Annotated in this window: 15 protein-coding genes and 1 pseudogene; 10 read left to right on the top strand and 6 right to left on the bottom strand. The window is 59.3% G+C overall.

Features of this window, described 5'->3' with window-relative positions; genetic code table 11:
- Both ABF757_RS06930 and ABF757_RS06925 read left to right on the top strand, forming a co-directional pair.
- A pseudogene (locus ABF757_RS06930) lies at positions 1-747 on the top strand (AAA family ATPase); the annotation flags it as partial.
- A complete protein-coding gene (locus ABF757_RS06925; protein WP_025861747.1) occupies positions 734-1,483 on the top strand; it encodes a PI-PLC domain-containing protein in 750 nt (249 codons plus the stop codon). The pseudogene ABF757_RS06930 and the gene ABF757_RS06925, both read left to right, overlap by 14 nt.
- A gap of 132 nt (positions 1,484-1,615) precedes the next feature.
- On the opposite strand, the gene ABF757_RS06920 is transcribed toward ABF757_RS06925, so the two are convergent.
- A complete protein-coding gene (locus ABF757_RS06920) occupies positions 1,616-3,133 on the bottom strand; it encodes a succinate CoA transferase (RefSeq protein WP_415481502.1) in 1,518 nt (505 codons plus the stop codon).
- A gap of 304 nt (positions 3,134-3,437) precedes the next feature.
- Between ABF757_RS06920 and ABF757_RS06915 the strand changes: the two genes are divergently transcribed.
- The 4 genes from ABF757_RS06915 (at position 3,438) to ABF757_RS06900 (ending at position 6,577) form a co-directional block, all read left to right on the top strand.
- On the top strand, positions 3,438-4,181 hold the full coding sequence (locus ABF757_RS06915) for a metallophosphoesterase (RefSeq protein ID WP_415481501.1): 744 nt from the start codon (positions 3,438-3,440) through the stop codon (positions 4,179-4,181).
- Positions 4,182-4,265: 84 nt separating this feature from the next.
- On the top strand, positions 4,266-4,586 hold the full coding sequence (locus ABF757_RS06910) for a chorismate mutase (RefSeq protein WP_025861113.1): 321 nt from the start codon (positions 4,266-4,268) through the stop codon (positions 4,584-4,586).
- Positions 4,576-5,118, top strand: a complete 543-nt coding sequence (locus ABF757_RS06905) for a SixA phosphatase family protein (protein ID WP_415481500.1) — start codon at positions 4,576-4,578, stop codon at positions 5,116-5,118. Before ABF757_RS06910 ends, ABF757_RS06905 begins: the two co-directional genes overlap by 11 nt.
- A gap of 148 nt (positions 5,119-5,266) precedes the next feature.
- Positions 5,267-6,577 (top strand): citrate synthase, encoded by a 1,311-nt coding sequence (locus ABF757_RS06900; RefSeq protein ID WP_415481499.1) that lies wholly within the window; start codon positions 5,267-5,269, stop codon positions 6,575-6,577.
- 512 nt (positions 6,578-7,089) lie between these two features.
- Here the strand turns inward: ABF757_RS06900 and ABF757_RS06895 are convergent.
- On the bottom strand, positions 7,090-7,335 hold the full coding sequence (locus ABF757_RS06895) for a hypothetical protein (protein ID WP_035370998.1): 246 nt from the start codon (positions 7,333-7,335) through the stop codon (positions 7,090-7,092).
- Positions 7,336-7,550: 215 nt separating this feature from the next.
- Between ABF757_RS06895 and ABF757_RS06890 the strand changes: the two genes are divergently transcribed.
- Complete coding sequence (locus ABF757_RS06890) at positions 7,551-8,306, top strand: orotate phosphoribosyltransferase (RefSeq protein WP_415481498.1); 756 nt, start codon at positions 7,551-7,553, stop codon at positions 8,304-8,306.
- A gap of 4 nt (positions 8,307-8,310) precedes the next feature.
- Complete coding sequence (locus tag ABF757_RS06885) at positions 8,311-9,168, top strand: glutamate racemase (RefSeq protein ID WP_415481497.1); 858 nt, start codon at positions 8,311-8,313, stop codon at positions 9,166-9,168.
- 18 nt (positions 9,169-9,186) lie between these two features.
- On the opposite strand, the gene ABF757_RS06880 is transcribed toward ABF757_RS06885, so the two are convergent.
- Positions 9,187-10,257, bottom strand: a complete 1,071-nt coding sequence (locus ABF757_RS06880) for a polyprenyl synthetase family protein (protein ID WP_415481496.1) — start codon at positions 10,255-10,257, stop codon at positions 9,187-9,189.
- A gap of 104 nt (positions 10,258-10,361) precedes the next feature.
- On the opposite strand from ABF757_RS06880, the gene ABF757_RS06875 reads away from it, so the two are divergent.
- Entirely contained in the window at positions 10,362-11,144 is a 783-nt protein-coding gene (locus ABF757_RS06875) for a tRNA1(Val) (adenine(37)-N6)-methyltransferase (protein ID WP_025861119.1), read from the top strand.
- A 24-nt stretch (positions 11,145-11,168) separates the two neighbouring features.
- Here ABF757_RS06875 and ABF757_RS06870 read toward each other — a convergent pair whose 3' ends face one another.
- From ABF757_RS06870 to ABF757_RS06860, 3 genes are all read right to left on the bottom strand, one after another.
- Positions 11,169-12,185, bottom strand: coding sequence for a ribonucleotide-diphosphate reductase subunit beta (locus ABF757_RS06870; protein ID WP_025861120.1), 1,017 nt, complete (start codon positions 12,183-12,185; stop codon positions 11,169-11,171).
- 102 nt (positions 12,186-12,287) lie between these two features.
- Positions 12,288-14,222 (bottom strand): ribonucleoside-diphosphate reductase subunit alpha, encoded by a 1,935-nt coding sequence (locus ABF757_RS06865; protein WP_025861121.1) that lies wholly within the window; start codon positions 14,220-14,222, stop codon positions 12,288-12,290.
- A 193-nt stretch (positions 14,223-14,415) separates the two neighbouring features.
- On the bottom strand, positions 14,416-15,396 hold the full coding sequence (locus ABF757_RS06860; protein ID WP_415481495.1) for a Gfo/Idh/MocA family protein: 981 nt from the start codon (positions 15,394-15,396) through the stop codon (positions 14,416-14,418).
- Between the two features lie 232 nt (positions 15,397-15,628).
- Between ABF757_RS06860 and secD the strand changes: the two genes are divergently transcribed.
- A complete protein-coding gene (gene secD, locus ABF757_RS06855; RefSeq protein WP_025861123.1) occupies positions 15,629-17,188 on the top strand; it encodes a protein translocase subunit SecD in 1,560 nt (519 codons plus the stop codon).
- Positions 17,189-17,195 lie beyond the last annotated feature (7 nt).

The raw sequence follows: 17,195 nt of genomic DNA, 5'->3' as shown, positions 1-17,195 counted from the left end.
CCCCCTGCCCGCCCGCCGTCATCCGACCTGACCGAAGCGGCGGAAGGCAGCCTGCGCCGCAAGATCACACGCCTGACCCATGAGCGCGACGCCATGGGGCCGGTCAACCTCCGCGCGGAGCTGGAAGCGCGCGAAGCCACGACACAGGCCGAAACTCTGGCCACCGAAATGGCTGATCTGGAAGCGGCAATAAACCGGCTGCGTGGCTCTATCGGCTCGCTCAATCAGGAAGGCCGCGAGCGCCTGATGGCTGTATTCGCGCAGGTGGATCACCATTTTCAGTCGCTGTTTACCCGCATGTTTGGTGGTGGGCGCGCGCATCTGGGGCTTGTCGGCAGCGATGACCCACTTGAAGCCGGGCTGGAAATTTACGCCCAGCCGCCGGGCAAGAAACTGGCCACCCTCTCGCTCCTTTCGGGCGGAGAGCAGGCTCTGACAGCGCTCTCCTTGATTTTTTCGGTGTTTCGCTGTAACCCCGCGCCGATATGCGTACTTGACGAGGTTGACGCACCGCTTGACGATGCCAATGTAGGACGTTTCAGCACCCTGCTTGCCGATATGGTTAACGAAGCAGGTACGCGGTTTCTGGTGGTGACTCACCACCAGCTTACAATGGCCCATATGGACCAACTGTTTGGCGTGACCATGCAGGAACGCGGCGTAAGCCGGGTTCTCTCCGTGGATCTTGCGCGGGCAGCCTCCATGGTTGGCCAGAATGACAAGGAAGCACCACATGTCGCATCCTGAACAGGAAGCTGACATTACATCGTCGCTCCGGATTACACCCCGGCGCGGGCGATGCCTGAAGAAAATGGCTCTGGTGATCTCGCTCTGCATGGCAGCGGGAACCGCCGTTATCGTTCAGCACGCCAAGGCTTACGGCGTCATGGCGAGTATTCACCATGGACAAGTCATCTGCCACGCCAGCGCCGGAACCGGCCCCTTGCAGGCAGATTTCGACCAGCGCCCAGCTATGGTGCGCCTGAGCGTGAACAGCATGCCTGATGGTCAGATCACCGTCGGCACTAACGGCAGAACACTGGCAGATGTGCTGAGCACGGCCTACCGGGCCAACACGCTGCTGATGATCGACCTGCACGGTGCAAGCCCCACCAGCGTCGTGCAGCTTGTGCGCAAGGCGCGCATGCGTGACCGGGTTATTCTCATGGCCTCGGACCGCCAGAGTCTGGAAGCCGCCCTACAGGCCGATTCCAAGGTAATGGTGGCCTTTGCCGTGCACTCAGCCCGCGAGGCGCATATCGTGCACAGGCTGGCAGGCCCACACCCCTATGCGGTGTATCTGCCCCCCACAGCGGAACCCAGCCTGTTCATGCAGGTTCACCATGATGCCGAAGCCATCATCAGCGAAAACCCGCTGACAGCACGCGCCGGTGGACAGGACCCGCTGGCTGAAAAGCCGGTCGATATCGTGATTACCCCCCTCGCCACCGCCGCAGCCCCCTTCCAGCACAGCAATAGCTGAAGCTCATGCTCCGGCATGCCGGGGTTGAGGCGCCTTGAAACAGAAAAAGGCCCTGCCTCCATTACGGAAGCAGGGCCTTTTTCTATACCCCACCGGCACCCGCAAAACGGGCACCGGTTAGGTTTGGGCGGTTCAGCCAGGCAGCATTGAGCCGGTTTCCACAAAACGCTGATGCCAGGCCAGCGCTTCGTTCAGCAGATGCGGGGTGTGCTTGCCAAAGGAATCCTTCAGCGCGCGATCCAGATAATCCTCCAGCATCGGGCGGTAATCCGGGTGCGCACATTTGGCGATAATGGTGCGTGCACGCTGCACCGGTCCCAAACCACGCAGATCGGCCAGACCCTGTTCCGTCACGAAAATCTGGGTGTCCTGCATGATGTGATCAACATGCGCCGCCATAGGCACGATAGCCGAAATCTTGCCTCCCTTGGCCGTGGAGGGCGAAAGGAAGATGGACAGATAGGAACTGCGGGCAAAGTCACCCGAGCCGCCAATACCGTTCATCATCTTCGAACCCATGACGCGGGTGGAGTTTACGTTGCCGTAAATATCCGCCTCGATCATGCCGTTCATGGCGATACAGCCAAGCTGGCGGATAACGCCGGGCGCGTTGCTGACATCCTGCTGACGCAGAATCAGCTTGTCGCGGAAGAAATCCATGCGGCGGTTGATTTCCTCAGCCGCTTCCGGGCTGAGAGAGAACGACGTAGCCGAAGCCACCCGCATACGGCCGTTATCCAGCATGGCCAGCATGCCATCCTGAATGACTTCGCTATACCCGACCAGATTTTCGAACGGCCCTTCGTTCAGGCCTTCCAGCACGGCGTTAGCCACATTGCCCACACCGGACTGAAGCGGCAGCAGCGAAGGCGGCAGGCGGTTCTGCTTGACTTCATGCTCGAAGAAATCGAGCAGGTAGCCCGCAATGGCCTTGGCCGAGGCATCTGGTGCCGCAAACGGGGCGTTACGGTCACTGTCATTGGTGCGGACAATGGCCTTGATCTTGGCGGGGTCTACCTTGAGGCTGGAACCGCCGATGCGCTGGTCAGCCCGGGCAAGCGGGATAATGTCACGCGTGGGCGTGGCGCTGGTATTTCCATGCCAGATATCATGCGTGCCCTCAAGGCCGGGGTGCTGCCACTCATTGATCTCAATAATGACCGTATCGGCCAGATCAAGGAAGGCCTGCGAGTTGCCAACGGATGAGGTGGGGACGATGCCACCCTCTTCCGTGATGGCCGTCGCCTCAACCACCGCGACATTAAAATGGCCGTAATTGCCCTGATAGGAGCGGCTGGCCACCTGACCCAGATGGTTGTCGAAATAGTCGGTCTCGTTGGCGTTGATACGGTTGCGCATGCCCGCATCGGTATTGAACGGCGAGCGGAAATACACACCGTTGACCTTAGCCAGTTCGCCATCAAGCTGCGGGCCGGTGGAAGCACCGGTAATCAGGCTGATGCGATAGCTTTCGCCACGGTCCTGAGCCGCCTGCATCCGCTCGGCCAGCGCCTTGGGCACGGCCTTGGGATACCCCGCCCCGGTAAAACCGCTGGTGCCGACAACATCCCTGTCCCGGATCAGCTCTGCCGCGGCCTCGGCCGGGCAAACCTTGCTACGCAGCGCGACGTTCCGAATGCGCTCTGTCATGAGAGGCTTTCCTGTTTCTTTTTGTAAACCGTTGCGAACACCAGAGTCGTAACACTGCGCACTGTCCTGCTTTCACCCCGTTTCAGTCCAGGATTTCTGCAGTCTTTCACGCAGCCAACACCCTCCGTGCCGTCCAGATCCGTTGCCGGGCCTGAATTTCACCCTAACCTATGCAGAAACATATGGTTCTGGCGCGTCACATACTTGTGCATGAATGAAAGGGCCGAAAAAAAACCATCCGTAGCGTTCCTGTTTGGACACGGAAAGCCTACATGAAGACAAGGAAGGAACAGGTAACAACGGAATGCACACACTCACCCGGCATGACGAAAACGTGAAGGAGACCATGGCCCACGGACTCCGCATTATTGGCGATGTCCATGGCGATCTGGACGCCTTCCGCCATGCCGTAGCCACCAGACGTTTTATCATACAGCTTGGCGATCTGGTGGATTACGGGCCGGACAGTGCGGGGGTGCTACGCCTGATGCTCGAAGTGATGGAGCAGGAGCGCGGGCTGTTCCTGATCGGCAATCATGACCGCAAGCTGGGCCGGGCCCTTATGGGCAAGCGGCTACGCTCATCCCCCCATCTGGAAGAGACGCTCGACCAGCTTGCTCGACCAGAAAATGCCGATCTCCACACGGCCCTCCTGCCCGCGCTGGCCAAGGCTCCGGCATGGCTTGTCATGGGGCGGACTGTGTTCGTGCATGGTGCCTTCGACCCACGAATGCTCATGGAAGCACCGCCGCCCCCCCTTGAACGGGTAACCTTCCTGCTCTCGCGCGCGATGTTCGGGGAGACGACAAGCCGCATCCAGCCCGATGGCTACCCCGAGCGCACGCTAAACTGGGTCAACCACATTCCCGCCGGCTACACCATTTACTGTGGACACGATCAGCGCTCCACCAATGGCTGCCCGCTCACCCTGCCCGGCCGGGCCGGTGGACAGGCGGTTTTTATGGATACGGGCGCTGGCAAGGGTGGCCATCTGGCTTGGCTGGACCTGCCCGCCCCGGCCATGGATGAAGTCGCGGCTTTCCTGTGAGAGAACAGGTCTGTAAAAGACCTGTGGGGCAAACCCCCGCCATGAACCCATAACCCGCACCCGCCAGCACAAAGAGTACCGACCGTGACAGAGCAGCCGCATCCCTCAGACATCCTTGCCGATCTGCGCCGCAGTATCGACAATATCGACGCGGCTCTGGTGTTCATGCTGGCCGAACGATTCCGCTGCACAAAAGCCGTCGGCGCGCTGAAGGCCCGCCACGCCATGCCCCCGGCAGACCCCGAGCGCGAGGTGCGCCAGATCGCACGCCTGCGCGGGCTGGCACAGGACGCACATCTCGATCCGGATTTCGCTGAAAAATTCCTCAACTTCATTATTCATGAAGTCATCCGCCACCATGAGGCCATTGCACGGGATGCAGTGTCGGAAACCAGTGAACCCTGATCCGTGCGCCCGGCGGCTGATCCTGCTGCGCCACGCTGAGGCCACACCAGCCCCCGCAGGCAATTTCAGCACCGAGGCCGATCTGGCCCGCCCGCTCAGCACGGCAGGTATGGCCGCGGCCATACGCTGTGGCCACTGGCTGCGGGATAACGCCCTGCTGCCCGACCTTATTCTGTGCAGCCCGGCCCTGCGCACCCGCCAGACCATGCAGGGCATGCTGGAAGGACTTGGCACGGCTACAGCCGACACCCAGCTCCGGCCCGATATTTACGAAGCCGAGCCCCCGGCCCTGCTGGCCTGCCTGCAAACTGCCCCGGCCAGTGCCATGACCCTGATGCTGATCGGGCATAATCCGGGCATTTCAAAGCTGGCGCACCAGCTCGACCCCCTTGCCCAGAGCCTTGATGAAGGATTCGCTCCGGGGGCTCTGGCCGTGTTCAACCCCCATGCTCAGGCCCCCGCATCCAGCCTGACAGACTGGCCAGGCTGTGTGCCTGATATGGTCTGTTTGCACACATTCACGCGACCCTGAGGCAAAAAAGCCCGGTTTTCTGCGGCAGGCGTGCATGATAACGTGCGGTTTATCAGGATCAACCTTCCTGTTTCCATATGAATGAGAGACAAGATGGAATTCAGGAGGCCGCAGCCGCGACCGAACCCACATAGCAAAAGGAAACACTATGAGCGTGTCGCAGAACGAAGGTAAGCAGACCACCGCTACCATTTCGATCGGTGGCAAAACCGCCGAGATGCCTGTCCTGTCAGGCGCTCTGGGACCGGACGTGATCGATATCCGCAAGCTGCCCGCGCAGTTGGATGTCTTTACCTTCGATCCCGGCTATGGCGAGACAGCCTCCTGCACCAGCAAGGTGACCTTCATTGATGGAGACAAGGGCATTCTGCTGCATCGCGGTTACCCGATCGCGCAGCTGGCGGAAGAAGCCTCTTTTGAAGAAGTCATTTACCTTCTGCTCAACGGCGAACTGCCCAACGCTGCCGAATACCAGCAGTTCCAGCAGACGCTGACCAACCACACCCTGCTGCATGAGCAGATTCGCAATTTCTTCAACGGTTTCCGCCGTGATGCCCATCCCATGGCCATCCTGTGCGGTACGGTTGGCGCGCTGTCGGCCTTCTACCCGGATGCCAACGACATTGCCGTGCCGGAAAACCGCCAGCTCGCAGCTATGCGCCTGATTGCCAAGGTGCCGACCATCACCGCATGGGCTTATAAATACACGCAGGGCGAAGCGTTCATTTACCCCAATAACGGGCTGAACTACGCTGAAAACTTCCTGTCGATGATGTTCGCGCGTGAAGTCGAGCCCTACAAGGTCAACCCGGTTCTGGCCCGCGCCATGAACCGAATCCTGATCCTGCATGCCGATCACGAGCAGAATGCCTCCACCTCCACCGTGCGGATGGCGGGCTCGACGGGGGCCAACCCCTTTGCCTGTATTGCTGCGGGCATTGCCGCACTGTGGGGACCCGCCCATGGTGGCGCTAACGAAGCCGTTCTGAAAATGCTTGCCAATATCGGCAAGAAAGAAAACATTCCGGCCTTTATCGCACAGGTGAAAGACAAGAACAGCGGCGTGAAGCTGATGGGCTTTGGCCACCGGGTTTACAAGAACTTCGACCCGCGCGCCAAAATCATGGAACGCACCTGCCACGAAGTGCTGGGCGAACTCGGCATCAAGGACGACCCGCTGCTGGAACTGGCGATCGAACTGGAAAAAATCGCCCTGAACGATCCCTACTTTGTCGACCGTAAGCTGTATCCGAATGTTGATTTCTATTCGGGTATCATTCTCAAAGCCATGGGCATTCCCACCAGCATGTTCACGCCGCTGTTTGCTCTGGCACGCACCGCCGGCTGGGTCAGCCAGTGGAAAGAAATGATCGAGGAGCCGGGCCAGCGTATTTCCCGCCCCCGTCAGCTTTACCTCGGCCCAGCCCAGCGTGATTTTGTCGCGCTCGACAAGCGCTGAAACAGCCAAAAATATTGTTTCAATAAAACTGGCCCGTTAAAAAGCGGGCCAGTTTTTTTATGCCATCCACCAACGCGGAAGGCACGGGCACACGCACCCTTTTTACCCGCCATGTCGGTAACACCTGACAGGGCAACGCAGATGGAATTGCTATAAAGGATTAAAATACATACTTATTGGAATTTACCGAGGGATAGCGTATTTGAAATCCCAAGTGGTTTTACAAGGTAATTAGTGATGATTCAGAAAACAAAAAATATATCACTGTATTTGATCATATGCTCACTAGTCGTCGCGGTCGTAATTCTTGGCGCCCAGTGGCATAGACAGCACGAGATTACACTTATCAAACAATGGGCAAAGGAACAGGGTCTGTCCACTTATACCTATTGCGATGACAACAGAAGCAAGTGCGAAGTTCTTAAAATAGACTGATTTTATTACATTCAAACTGGCACAATGCCTTCATACGCCAGCCGGTATGAAGGCAGGGCCTTACTTGGCCCGACCGATTACGAAGGGGGGCAGTCGCAACCCTTGGTGGGGCCGGAACGTTCGCGCACCACATGATGATCAATCCACTCGGAGACAAGCCGACGCGCTTCATTAAGCGACGCTTCGGGATGGTGGATGCGGTAGAGAGTCGTGCAGGCGTTAAACGCCGCAACATCCGCAGTACCAACATCGCGCAGTTCCCGGTAGGCCGTTACCACGGCCCGCTCACATGTACGCGAGATCCGGTTCGGTTCAGTAACCACAGCGCCCCATCCTCAATTGATAATTAATCTCAACTGCTTTTTATTTAACGCCACATTCCCCATTCTTGCAAGTCGGAAAAGAATTTCCTTACAACAATATAATCAACCCACGCAGAAAGTGCTTATACTCAGACACGAACAAGAAGCATGGATTTTCAACGCTACTGGGGGTATTGCAGGCCGGACTCCCTTCTCATGATCTCAAGGAATCCATCATGACCCTTCTTTCCGGCCTTTCAGCTGACAGCCGCGGCGAAAACAGCGAGTGGGACCGTGACGCCGCCCTGACAACAGCGCGCCTGCTGCTGGAAATCAAGGCCGTGAACTTCCGTCCCGAAGACCCCTATACCCTGACATCGGGCTGGAAATCTCCCGTTTACATCGATTGCCGCCGCATCATCTTCTTCCCGCGCGCACGTGCAAAGATTGTCGAACTGGGCGTGGAAAAAATCGGTCGTCATGTCGGCTACGAAAGCCTTGAGGCCGTTGTGGGTGGTGAAACGGCGGGGATTCCCTTCGCCGCATGGATGGCAGACCGTATGCTGCTGCCCATGGCTTATGTCCGCAAGAAGCCCAAGGGTTTCGGCCGCAATGCCCAGATCGAAGGTGATGTGCCCGAGGGCATGCGCACCCTGCTGGTGGAAGACCTGACAACGGATGGCGGCTCCAAAATCCAGTTTGCCAATGCCCTGCGTAGCGCTGGCGCACTGATCAACCATGCCTTTGTCGTTTTCTACTACGGCGTTTTCCCCGGTGCGCAGGACACGCTGGCGCAAATGGATGTTACGCTGCACTCGCTCTGCACATGGTGGGATGTGCTAGAAGCCTGCTCCACCCGCCCCTATTTTTCAGAAGAAGCCGCAGCCGAAGTGCGCCGCTTTCTGGAAGACCCGTGCGGCTGGTCCGCCCGCCATGGCGGCGTAGGCAGCATGGAAGAGGCTATCGCCTTCAAAGCCAACAAGGACAAATAACACGGTGCTGCAGGCCCGTTCCGTACCGGACTCCCCGCACCATGTCCTTGCATTTGATTCGGGCATAGGCGGGCTAGGTATCGTACGGGCACTGCGGGCACATGCCCCGGCGGCCAGAGTGGATTATCTGGCCGACACGGCGGTTTTTCCTTACGGCGAGCAGGAAGACCAGTTTCTGGTCAACCGGATCGTTACCCTCATTGGTGAGGCCATTACCCGCCACCGTCCGCAGGTTGTCGTTATTGCGTGCAATACGGCCAGCACGCTGGCGCTGAGCGCCTTGCGCGCCGCCTATCCGGCAACACCCTTTGTAGGCTGTGTGCCGCCCATCCGCTGGGCAGCACGCCAGACCAAAACAGGAGTGATTGGCCTGCTGGCCACACGGGCCACCATTCGTCGCCCTTATCTTACGGAACTGCACGCCCAGTATGCGCCACGCTGCACATTGCTGGCGCATGCGGCCCCGCTTCTGGCGAGCTATGCGGAACGGCTTTTCCGGGAAGAGACCGTGCCCGACCAGCTTATCGAGCAAGAAATCAGCGGGCTATTTGCTTCTCCAGCCGCTACCGAGCTTGATGCCATAGGCCTTGGCTGCACCCATTACACTTTTGTGCTGGAGCGATTGCGCGCACTCACACCGCCGCATATCGCATGGCTGGACCCGGCAGATGCCGTGGCACGGCATACCTGCACGCTGCTGCAGACACTGCCTACAGCCCTTCCGGCACCGCCCTCACCCGCCCATGCGTGGTTTACGGCCATGCCGGAAAACCCGGCAGCACTGGCGGCACATCTGCCGCCTTTTGGTTACGATGAAATAGAAGTCTGGTCAGCCCCGGCCCCTCTCGACGCGCTGGGCTGACCGGCTTCAGTTGCTGTATCAGTGTTCCCGGCTGACGGAATAACTGGCCGTATCCAGCAGCAGGGTCTTGATTTCACATTCGGCGAACCCGGAGAGCGCCTCACGTGCCTTGGCCGCGTAATCTTCCGCACGGGCAAGGGTAATGGCTATGGCATCCGTGTGCGCAATACGCTCCAGAGCCGCAGGCAGGTCATCAGGGGTTTGTTCGCTGTCTTCAATCACCCGACGCCAGAAGGTGCGATCCGCCTCATCTCCGGCTGCATAGGCAGCCAGAACCGGCAGCGTGACCTTACCTTCGCGGAAATCGTCACCCACTTCCTTGCCCAGCACGGCCTGATCCGCCGCGTAATCCAGCGCATCGTCCACAAGCTGGAACGCCATGCCCAGATTAGCACCATAAAGCCGCAGGGCTTCACGCTGCTCCGGCCCGCATGCGCCAATGACAGCCCCGGCCTCGCAGGCAGCGGCAAACAGAGCCGCTGTCTTGCCATAAATGACCTGCAGATACTGATCGACCGATGTGGACAGATCGTTCTGCGTTGTCATCTGCATGACTTCACCCTCGGCCAGCGTGGCGGAGGCGGCGGAGAGAATCGCCATGATGTCCAGCGAGGCATCTGCTGTCAGAATCTGGAAAGACCGCGCGAACAGAAAGTCCCCCACGAGAACGGAGGCCTTGTTGCCAAAAATGGCGTTGGCGCTGGCCAGACCGCGACGTAACTGGCTTTCATCCACCACATCATCATGCAGAAGGGTAGCGGTGTGAATGAATTCGACGCAGGCAGCAATTTCAACATGCCGCATCCGCCCGTCCTGATTATCATACCCGCACAATCTGGCGGCTGCGAGCGTCAGAAGCGGGCGAAGGCGCTTGCCACCGGCTGCGACCAGATGGGCCGCAAGCTGTGGAATAAGCGCCACCGAGCTTTGCATTCGCTCGACAATCACCCGGTTGCAGGCGCTCATATCAGATTCGAGATAATCAGCCAGGCCCCTAAGGCCGGCTTCTCCTGGTTTGCTCACGAAAACTCCAGATCCATCCTGGCTTGTGGCTCTGCCCGACTCTGGCAGGCTGACTGCAACGTCCAAATGCTATATCCCCCCGCCGTGGGATGAGTTGACGATCCCTTATATGCGAGTCACCAGAAAAACGGTCAAGCACCAACAAATTCAAGCCTGCCTGTATAGCAAAGATGCCCCCTGCACTGCCCTCTCCTGCCGCTCCCTCCGCTCCCCCCACCACGCAGGGCTTTCTGCTGCGTGGCAGGGTCAGCTACACGCAATTCGCCCAAGGCTACCGCACTGGGCTGGAACCCGTGCTGATGGCCGCGGCGGTTAATGCACGCGCAGGCCAGAACGTACTGGAAATCGGCTGTGGCGCAGGAGCAGGCCTGCTCTGCCTGATGCACCGCGTGCCGGGCCTTGCCGCCACGGGAATGGAAAAAGACCCCCAGACAGCGGAGCTTGCACGCCAGAACCTGCAAGCCAACAGCTACCCGCACGCCACAATCCTGACCGGCTCGTTTCCTGAGGACTGGCACCGTGAAGAAGGAGTTGAAGCCCCCCGCTTCGATCACTGCATGGCCAACCCGCCATGGCATGCGGATAATGGTGCCCCTTCGCCCGAACCCCGGCGCGATCTGGCGCGCAGGCTCGGCCAGCACACCCTGCGCCGCTGGATAGAAGGCTGCGCCACCGTACTGCGCCACAAAGGCAGCATAACACTGGCCCTGCCCACCAGCCTTGCTGATCAGGCTCTGGTGGCCCTAAGCGCATCAGGTTTTGGAGGCAGTACGCTGTACCCGTTCTGGCCCAAAAGCGGGCGGGAGGCACGTATCATGCTGGTGCAGGCCCGGCTGGGTGTCAAAAGCCCGGCACGGCTTCTGCCCGGTCTGGTCCTTCATGAGGCGGATGGCGCATTCACCACCGCCGCCCGGACCATCCTTGAAGACGCCGCGCCGCTGGGTATTGGTTAACCCGCGCGGCGCGGCCCTGCCTGTTTACTCGAATACCGAGCTTTCAAACGCCTCTTCCCATGTCCCCACGGTGGAAGCGCGGCTGTATTCGGTAGAACGGTTTTCAAAGAAGTTTGCGTGTTCGACCGCGTTGAGCATGTCATCCAGCCATGGCAGCGGATTGACAGTGGTGTTGTAGATCGGGTCAAGCCCGAGCTGACCAAGCCTGCGGTCCGCAATGAAGTGGATGTAGGTCTTGACCTGATCGGCATCCAGCCCTTCCACCGCGCCCATTTCAAAGGCGAGGTCGATAAACGCTTCCTCATGCTCGACAATGGTGCGGCAGATTTCCGTCAGTTCATTGCGCAGCTTATCTGTCCAGATTTCCGGATTTTCCTGCACGAACACACGGAACAGGCGGATGACGGACAGGCAGTGCAGCGTTTCATCACGCACCGACCACGATACGATCTGCCCCATGCCCTTGAGCTTGTTGAAGCGCGGGAAGTTCAGCAGAATGGCGAATGAAGCAAAAAGCTGAAGCCCTTCGGTAAATGCCCCGAAAGCAGCCAGCGTTTTGGCGATTTCATGCTTACTGTCCACAGAGAACGTCTGCATGTAATCGTATTTGTCCTTCATTTCCTTGTATTTGAGAAATGCGGAATATTCGTCCTCAGGCATGCCCAGCGTATCGAGCAGATAGCTGTAGGCCGCGATGTGGATTGTCTCGATATTGGAAAAAGCCGAGAGCATCATCAGCACTTCAGTGGGTTTGAACACCCGGCTGTAGTGCTTCATGTAGCAGTTGTTCACTTCCACATCGGACTGCGTGAAAAAGCGGAAAATCTGGGTAACCAGATGGCGCTCGCCCTCATTCAGCACCCGGTGCCAGTCCTTGACGTCGTCAGCCAGCGGCACTTCTTCGGGGAGCCAGTGCAGGCGCTGCTGCGTCAGCCACGCATCATAAGCCCATGGATAGCGGAACGGCTTGTAAACCGGATTGGCTGTCAGCAGGTCAAAATGCTGTTCCTGCGGCTCCTGCCCCGTTGCGTTTTCGCTCATACTGCCCTCCCAGGCGCATTACTGGCGGCACCCGGGCCAGCCTTGGCCTCGGGGTTCCACCTTATACCTGATTGAAAAAAACCGTTGTGCAGGCCTGCCTGATTACTGGCAGGCCAGACATTCCTCGTAATTGCCACTGCCAGCACCCGTATCTGTCCGGGGGGCATCGACCGAAGGGGTCATCACATCATTCTTGTCCAGCACGTTGCTGACCGTATCGGCCCGCTGGATGGACAGGCTGCGGCAGTAGTAAAGGGATTTGAGGCCCTTTTTCCATGCCTGAAAGTGAATCTGGTGCAGGTCGCGCTTATGCACGTCCGCAGGCAGGAACAGATTGACCGACTGCGCCTGGCACACATAGGGCTGGCGATCTGCCGCGTGTTCCACAACCCAGCGCTGATCAAGCTCGAACGCGGTCTTGAACACGTCCTTTTCCTGCTGATCCAGAAAATCCAGATGCTGGACACTGCCTTTGGTGGTGGTGATGGACGACCAGACCTCTGGCGTATCGTAGCCCTTTTCCTCCAGCAGTTTCTGCAGGTGGCGGTTGCGGACGGTAAATGAACCGGACAGCGTTTTTTGCAAGAAGACGTTGGCCGCAATCGGTTCGATACCGGGGCTGGCATTGCCCGCGATAATGGAAATGGACGCGGTGGGGGCAATCGCCATCTTGTTGGAGAAGCGCTCCATGAAACCGTATTCTTCGGCATCCGGGCAGGGGCCGCGCAGTTCGGCCAGATGGCGCGAGGCCGCATCCGCCTGCTCGCGGATATGCTTGAAAATCTTGCGATTCCAGACCTTTGCAATCACGCTTTCAAACGGAACGTTCTTGGCTTGCAGGAAGGAATGGAAGCCCATGACCCCCAGCCCCACCGAGCGTTCACGCATGGCGGCGTATTTGGCGCGCTCCATGTCCTCGGGAGCCCGATCGATGAAGTCCTGAAGCACGTTGTCCAGAAACAGCATCACGTCTTCAATGAACTGTTTGTCGTCGCACCACTCATCCCATGTTTCGAGATTGAGAGAGGACAGGCAGCACACGGCCGTACGAGCCTTGCCGTGATGATCGACCCCGGTAGGCAGGGTGATTTCCGAACACAGGTTGGAAGTCTTGACCTCCAGCCCTGCCAGCTTGTGGTGTTCCGGCCGGGCGTTATTCACATGATCGGAATAAACGATATAGGGCTCGCCCTGCTCCATGCGGGCTGTCAGGATTCGGATCCACAGCGCACGGGCCGACACCTTGCGAACGACCGCGCCATCCTTGGGGGAAAGCAGCGCCCATTCATCGTCCTTTTCCACCGCGCGCATGAAAGCATCTGGCACCAGCACGCCATGGTGCAGGTTCAGCGCCTTGCGGTTGGGGTCCCCCCCGGTGGGGCGACGGATTTCAACAAATTCCTCGATTTCGGGGTGCCAGACCGGCAGATACACCGCCGCCGAACCGCGCCGCAAAGACCCCTGAGAGATGGCAAGGGTCAGGCTGTCCATAACGCGGATGAACGGAATAACGCCCGAAGTCTTGCCATTGCGCCCGACATTTTCACCGATTGAACGCAGGTTCCCCCAATAGGAGCCAATGCCACCGCCCTTGCTGGCCAGCCACACATTCTCGTTCCACAGATCGACAATGCCCTTGAGGCTGTCATTGGCTTCGTTCAGGAAGCACGAAATCGGCAGGCCGCGCGTGGTGCCACCGTTGGACAGAACCGGCGTTGCGGGCATGAACCAGTGGCGGCTGATATAATCGTAAATGCGCTGGGCGTGGGCAGCATCTGCCCCGTAATAGGACGCCACACGGCCAAACAGATCCTGATAGCTTTCATCAGGCAGCAGGTAGCGGTTATCCAGCGTCGCTTTGCCAAAGGGCGTCAGAAGGGCATCGCGGCTGCGATCCACCCGCACCTGATGGTGGCCGGGGAGTTGCACCATATCTTCCATCCGACCGCCTTCAAACAGGTCGGGCTCGCCTTCGGCGGTGGGTGCCCCGGTGAGCGGGCGACGGCTTTCATTTTCATGCACGTCGATCAGACTCATGACCAGGGCTCTCCATTTTCCATGTTTTTCTGTGTCTGGTTATACCCGCTACCTGAGTAGCCTCAGGGGTGTATCGGGGTCACACCATATGTCGTGTTTCTGCTCCATCTGACACACCATATCTAGTGAAATTTATCCTCAAATCTCCAAAAAAATACTTGATTTCGTGAAACTACCTGTTTTCTCTGGTTTTTCAGCCCGCACCGATAAGCCCGGACAGTTCCATCCGCTCGCGGGAGTCGGTAATGCTCTGCGCCACCGCCAGTGCCGCCGCCAGCGCCCGCCGCCCCGCCATGGCATCCACCACCACAGGGGCGCCCTCAAGGCAGGAGGCGACAAAGGCCTGATGCTCGGCAAAAAGCGAATCCTGTTCGCGCCATGTAATATGCTCACGCCGGAATCCGTTGGTGCCCGGCAAGGGCAGGCCGCGCTCGCGCCCGATCAGAGTCAGTTCACGCTTCATGAAATCGGCCGACAGATAGCCTTCCTGCGAAAACAGGCGCATGCGCCGCTCGGTCTTGAGCGAAATGCGGCTGGCGGTAATGGTGGCAACGCAGCCGTTCTCAAACCGCACGCGAGCATTAGCGATATCCTCATGCGCGGAGCTGACCGCCGCCCCCAGCGCATCCACCTGCGCTATGGGGCTGTCCACAATGGCCAGAACCAGATCCAGATCATGGATCATCAGATCCAGAATAACCGAGACATCCGTACCGCGGGGCTTGTACGGCGCAATGCGCGTTGCCTCGATATAGAGCGGGCGCGACATGCGCTGGGTAATGGCCGCATGCTCGGCGGAATAGCGCAGCAGGTGCCCGACCTGACAGACAAGCCCGCTCTCACGCGCGAGGGTAACAAGAAAATCCGCCTGCTCCAGCGTGGCGGCCACGGGTTTTTCCACCAGCACATGCCGCCCGGCCCGCAAGGCCCTGACTGCAAGCTCGAAATGAAACTCGGCAGGAGCTGCCACCACCACCGCGTCTGATACCGCCAGCAGCGCGTCCACATCCTCCATTACGGGGCACCCGGCCTCACGCGCAACTTCCGCTGCACGCGCGCTATCGGGGTCGAACAGGCCAGACAGTGTCTCGTTCGGCACATCGCGGATTTTCAAAGCGTGATAGCGCCCGAAATGCCCGGCACCGATAACCCCTACGCGCAAAACTCCGGCCATGCCGTCCACTCCCCGCAAACAACCCGGCCCGTAACGCCGGTTCCAGCAGGGGTAGCAGTCCTGCCCCTGAATGCAAACCACCGGCCATATCGCGCCGTACCGCCCCTGCCACAAACCCCCGCCAGAGCCCCCTGCGCGCCCGTCTCCCACGCACAATACGCGCACAACGGTTGCATCGCGCGCACTTGACCGGCATGTTCCGGGCAACAGAACTGCAAACGATCAGGTAAGAATGTATTACAGCCGCCTCAAACTGGCCTCGGTACTGGGCGTGTGCCTTTTGGGCCTGCTGTTGTGCCTGCCCAACGGCATACGCAAGCCCGCCCTTTCCATTCCGTGGAGGCAGATCCATCTGGGGCTGGATCTGCGCGGCGGTTCATACCTGCTCATGCAGGTGGACCTGCCCAGCCTGACCCATGACAGGTTGCAGACCCTTTCGGAAAACATGCGTGAAGCCCTGCTCAAGAACCATCTGGGCTATCAGGACTTCCGTATTGATGCGGATAAGGCCGTTGTGTCCTACCTGCCCCGCACACCGGATGAGGCACAGGCAGGCCTGACGGCACTCGATGCCCTGCCGCGCCTTTCCGCGGGGGAATTCACGGTCACGAAGCTTGAGGATGGGCGCATTGCCCTGACCCTCTCGCCCGAATCCATTGCGGCCCATGCGCGTGAGGCTGTTACGCAGTCGATCGAAATCGTGCGCCGCCGTATTGACGGCACGGGCGCTATCGACCCGGAAATTACCCGGCAGGGTGATGACCGTATCGTGGTAGAACTCCCCGGTATCAGCGATCCCGAGCGAATCAAGGCGCTGCTGGGCACCACAGCCAAGATGAGCTTCCGGCTGGTCGATTCCAACCCGCTCCACGCCACCTATCCGCCTACGGGTGTCAGCCTGCTGCCCATGGCCAACCCGGCCGACGGCCCTGCCCTACCTGTTTACGACCATGTGGATGTAGACGGTGCCGACCTGACGAATGCCGGGGCCACACTCGACCAGAAAACCGGCGAATGGGCTGTCAGCTTCACCTTTGATTCGGTTGGCACGCGCTCCTTTTCCAGCGTGACGCAGGCCAATGTCGGCCAGCGCTTTGCCATTGTGCTGGATAACAAGATTATTGAAGCGCCGGTTATCCGCACCCCCATTACCGGGGGAGAAGGCCAGATTACCGGTGGCTTTACCGCCCAGAAGGCCACTGACCTCGCCCTTATGCTGCGCGCGGGCGCGCTGCCCGCCCCACTGGCTGTGGTGGAACAGCGCAGCATCGGCCCCTCTCTGGGGGCGGATTCCATCCGCGCAGGCATGATCAGCCTTGGCGTTGGCTTTGCTCTGGTGGTGGTGTTCATGGTGCTGTTCTATGGCCGATTCGGCTGGTACGCGGATATCGCGCTGCTGGCCAATCTGGTGCTGATGGCCGCCATCCTCTCGCTGTTTGAAGCCACGCTGACCCTGCCGGGCATGGCGGGTATGCTGCTGACACTGGGTATGGCGGTGGATGCCAATATCCTCATCAATGAGCGTATCCGTGAGGAAGTGGCCCGTGGCCGCACACCGCTGGCTGCCATGCAGGCTGGGTTTGAGCGCGCCACCTCCACTATTGTGGACAGTAACGCAACCGCCCTGCTGGCCCATGTCATGCTGTTCGTATTCGGCACTGGCCCGGTGCGTGGCTTCGCGCTCACCATCACCATCGGTATCGTGACAACCCTGTTCACGACCCTTCTGCTCTCCCGCATGCTCATGGCCCGCTGGTACGCGCTCACCCGCCCCGCCAGCCTGCCCGTCTGAAACGAGG

Origin of the sequence: Acetobacter papayae (assembly GCF_047721125.1) — a bacterium.
Taxonomy (GTDB): Bacteria; Pseudomonadota; Alphaproteobacteria; order Acetobacterales; family Acetobacteraceae; genus Acetobacter; species Acetobacter papayae.
Note: the sequence above shows the minus strand (reverse complement) of the source record. Positions and strands in the feature narration are given on the sequence as shown.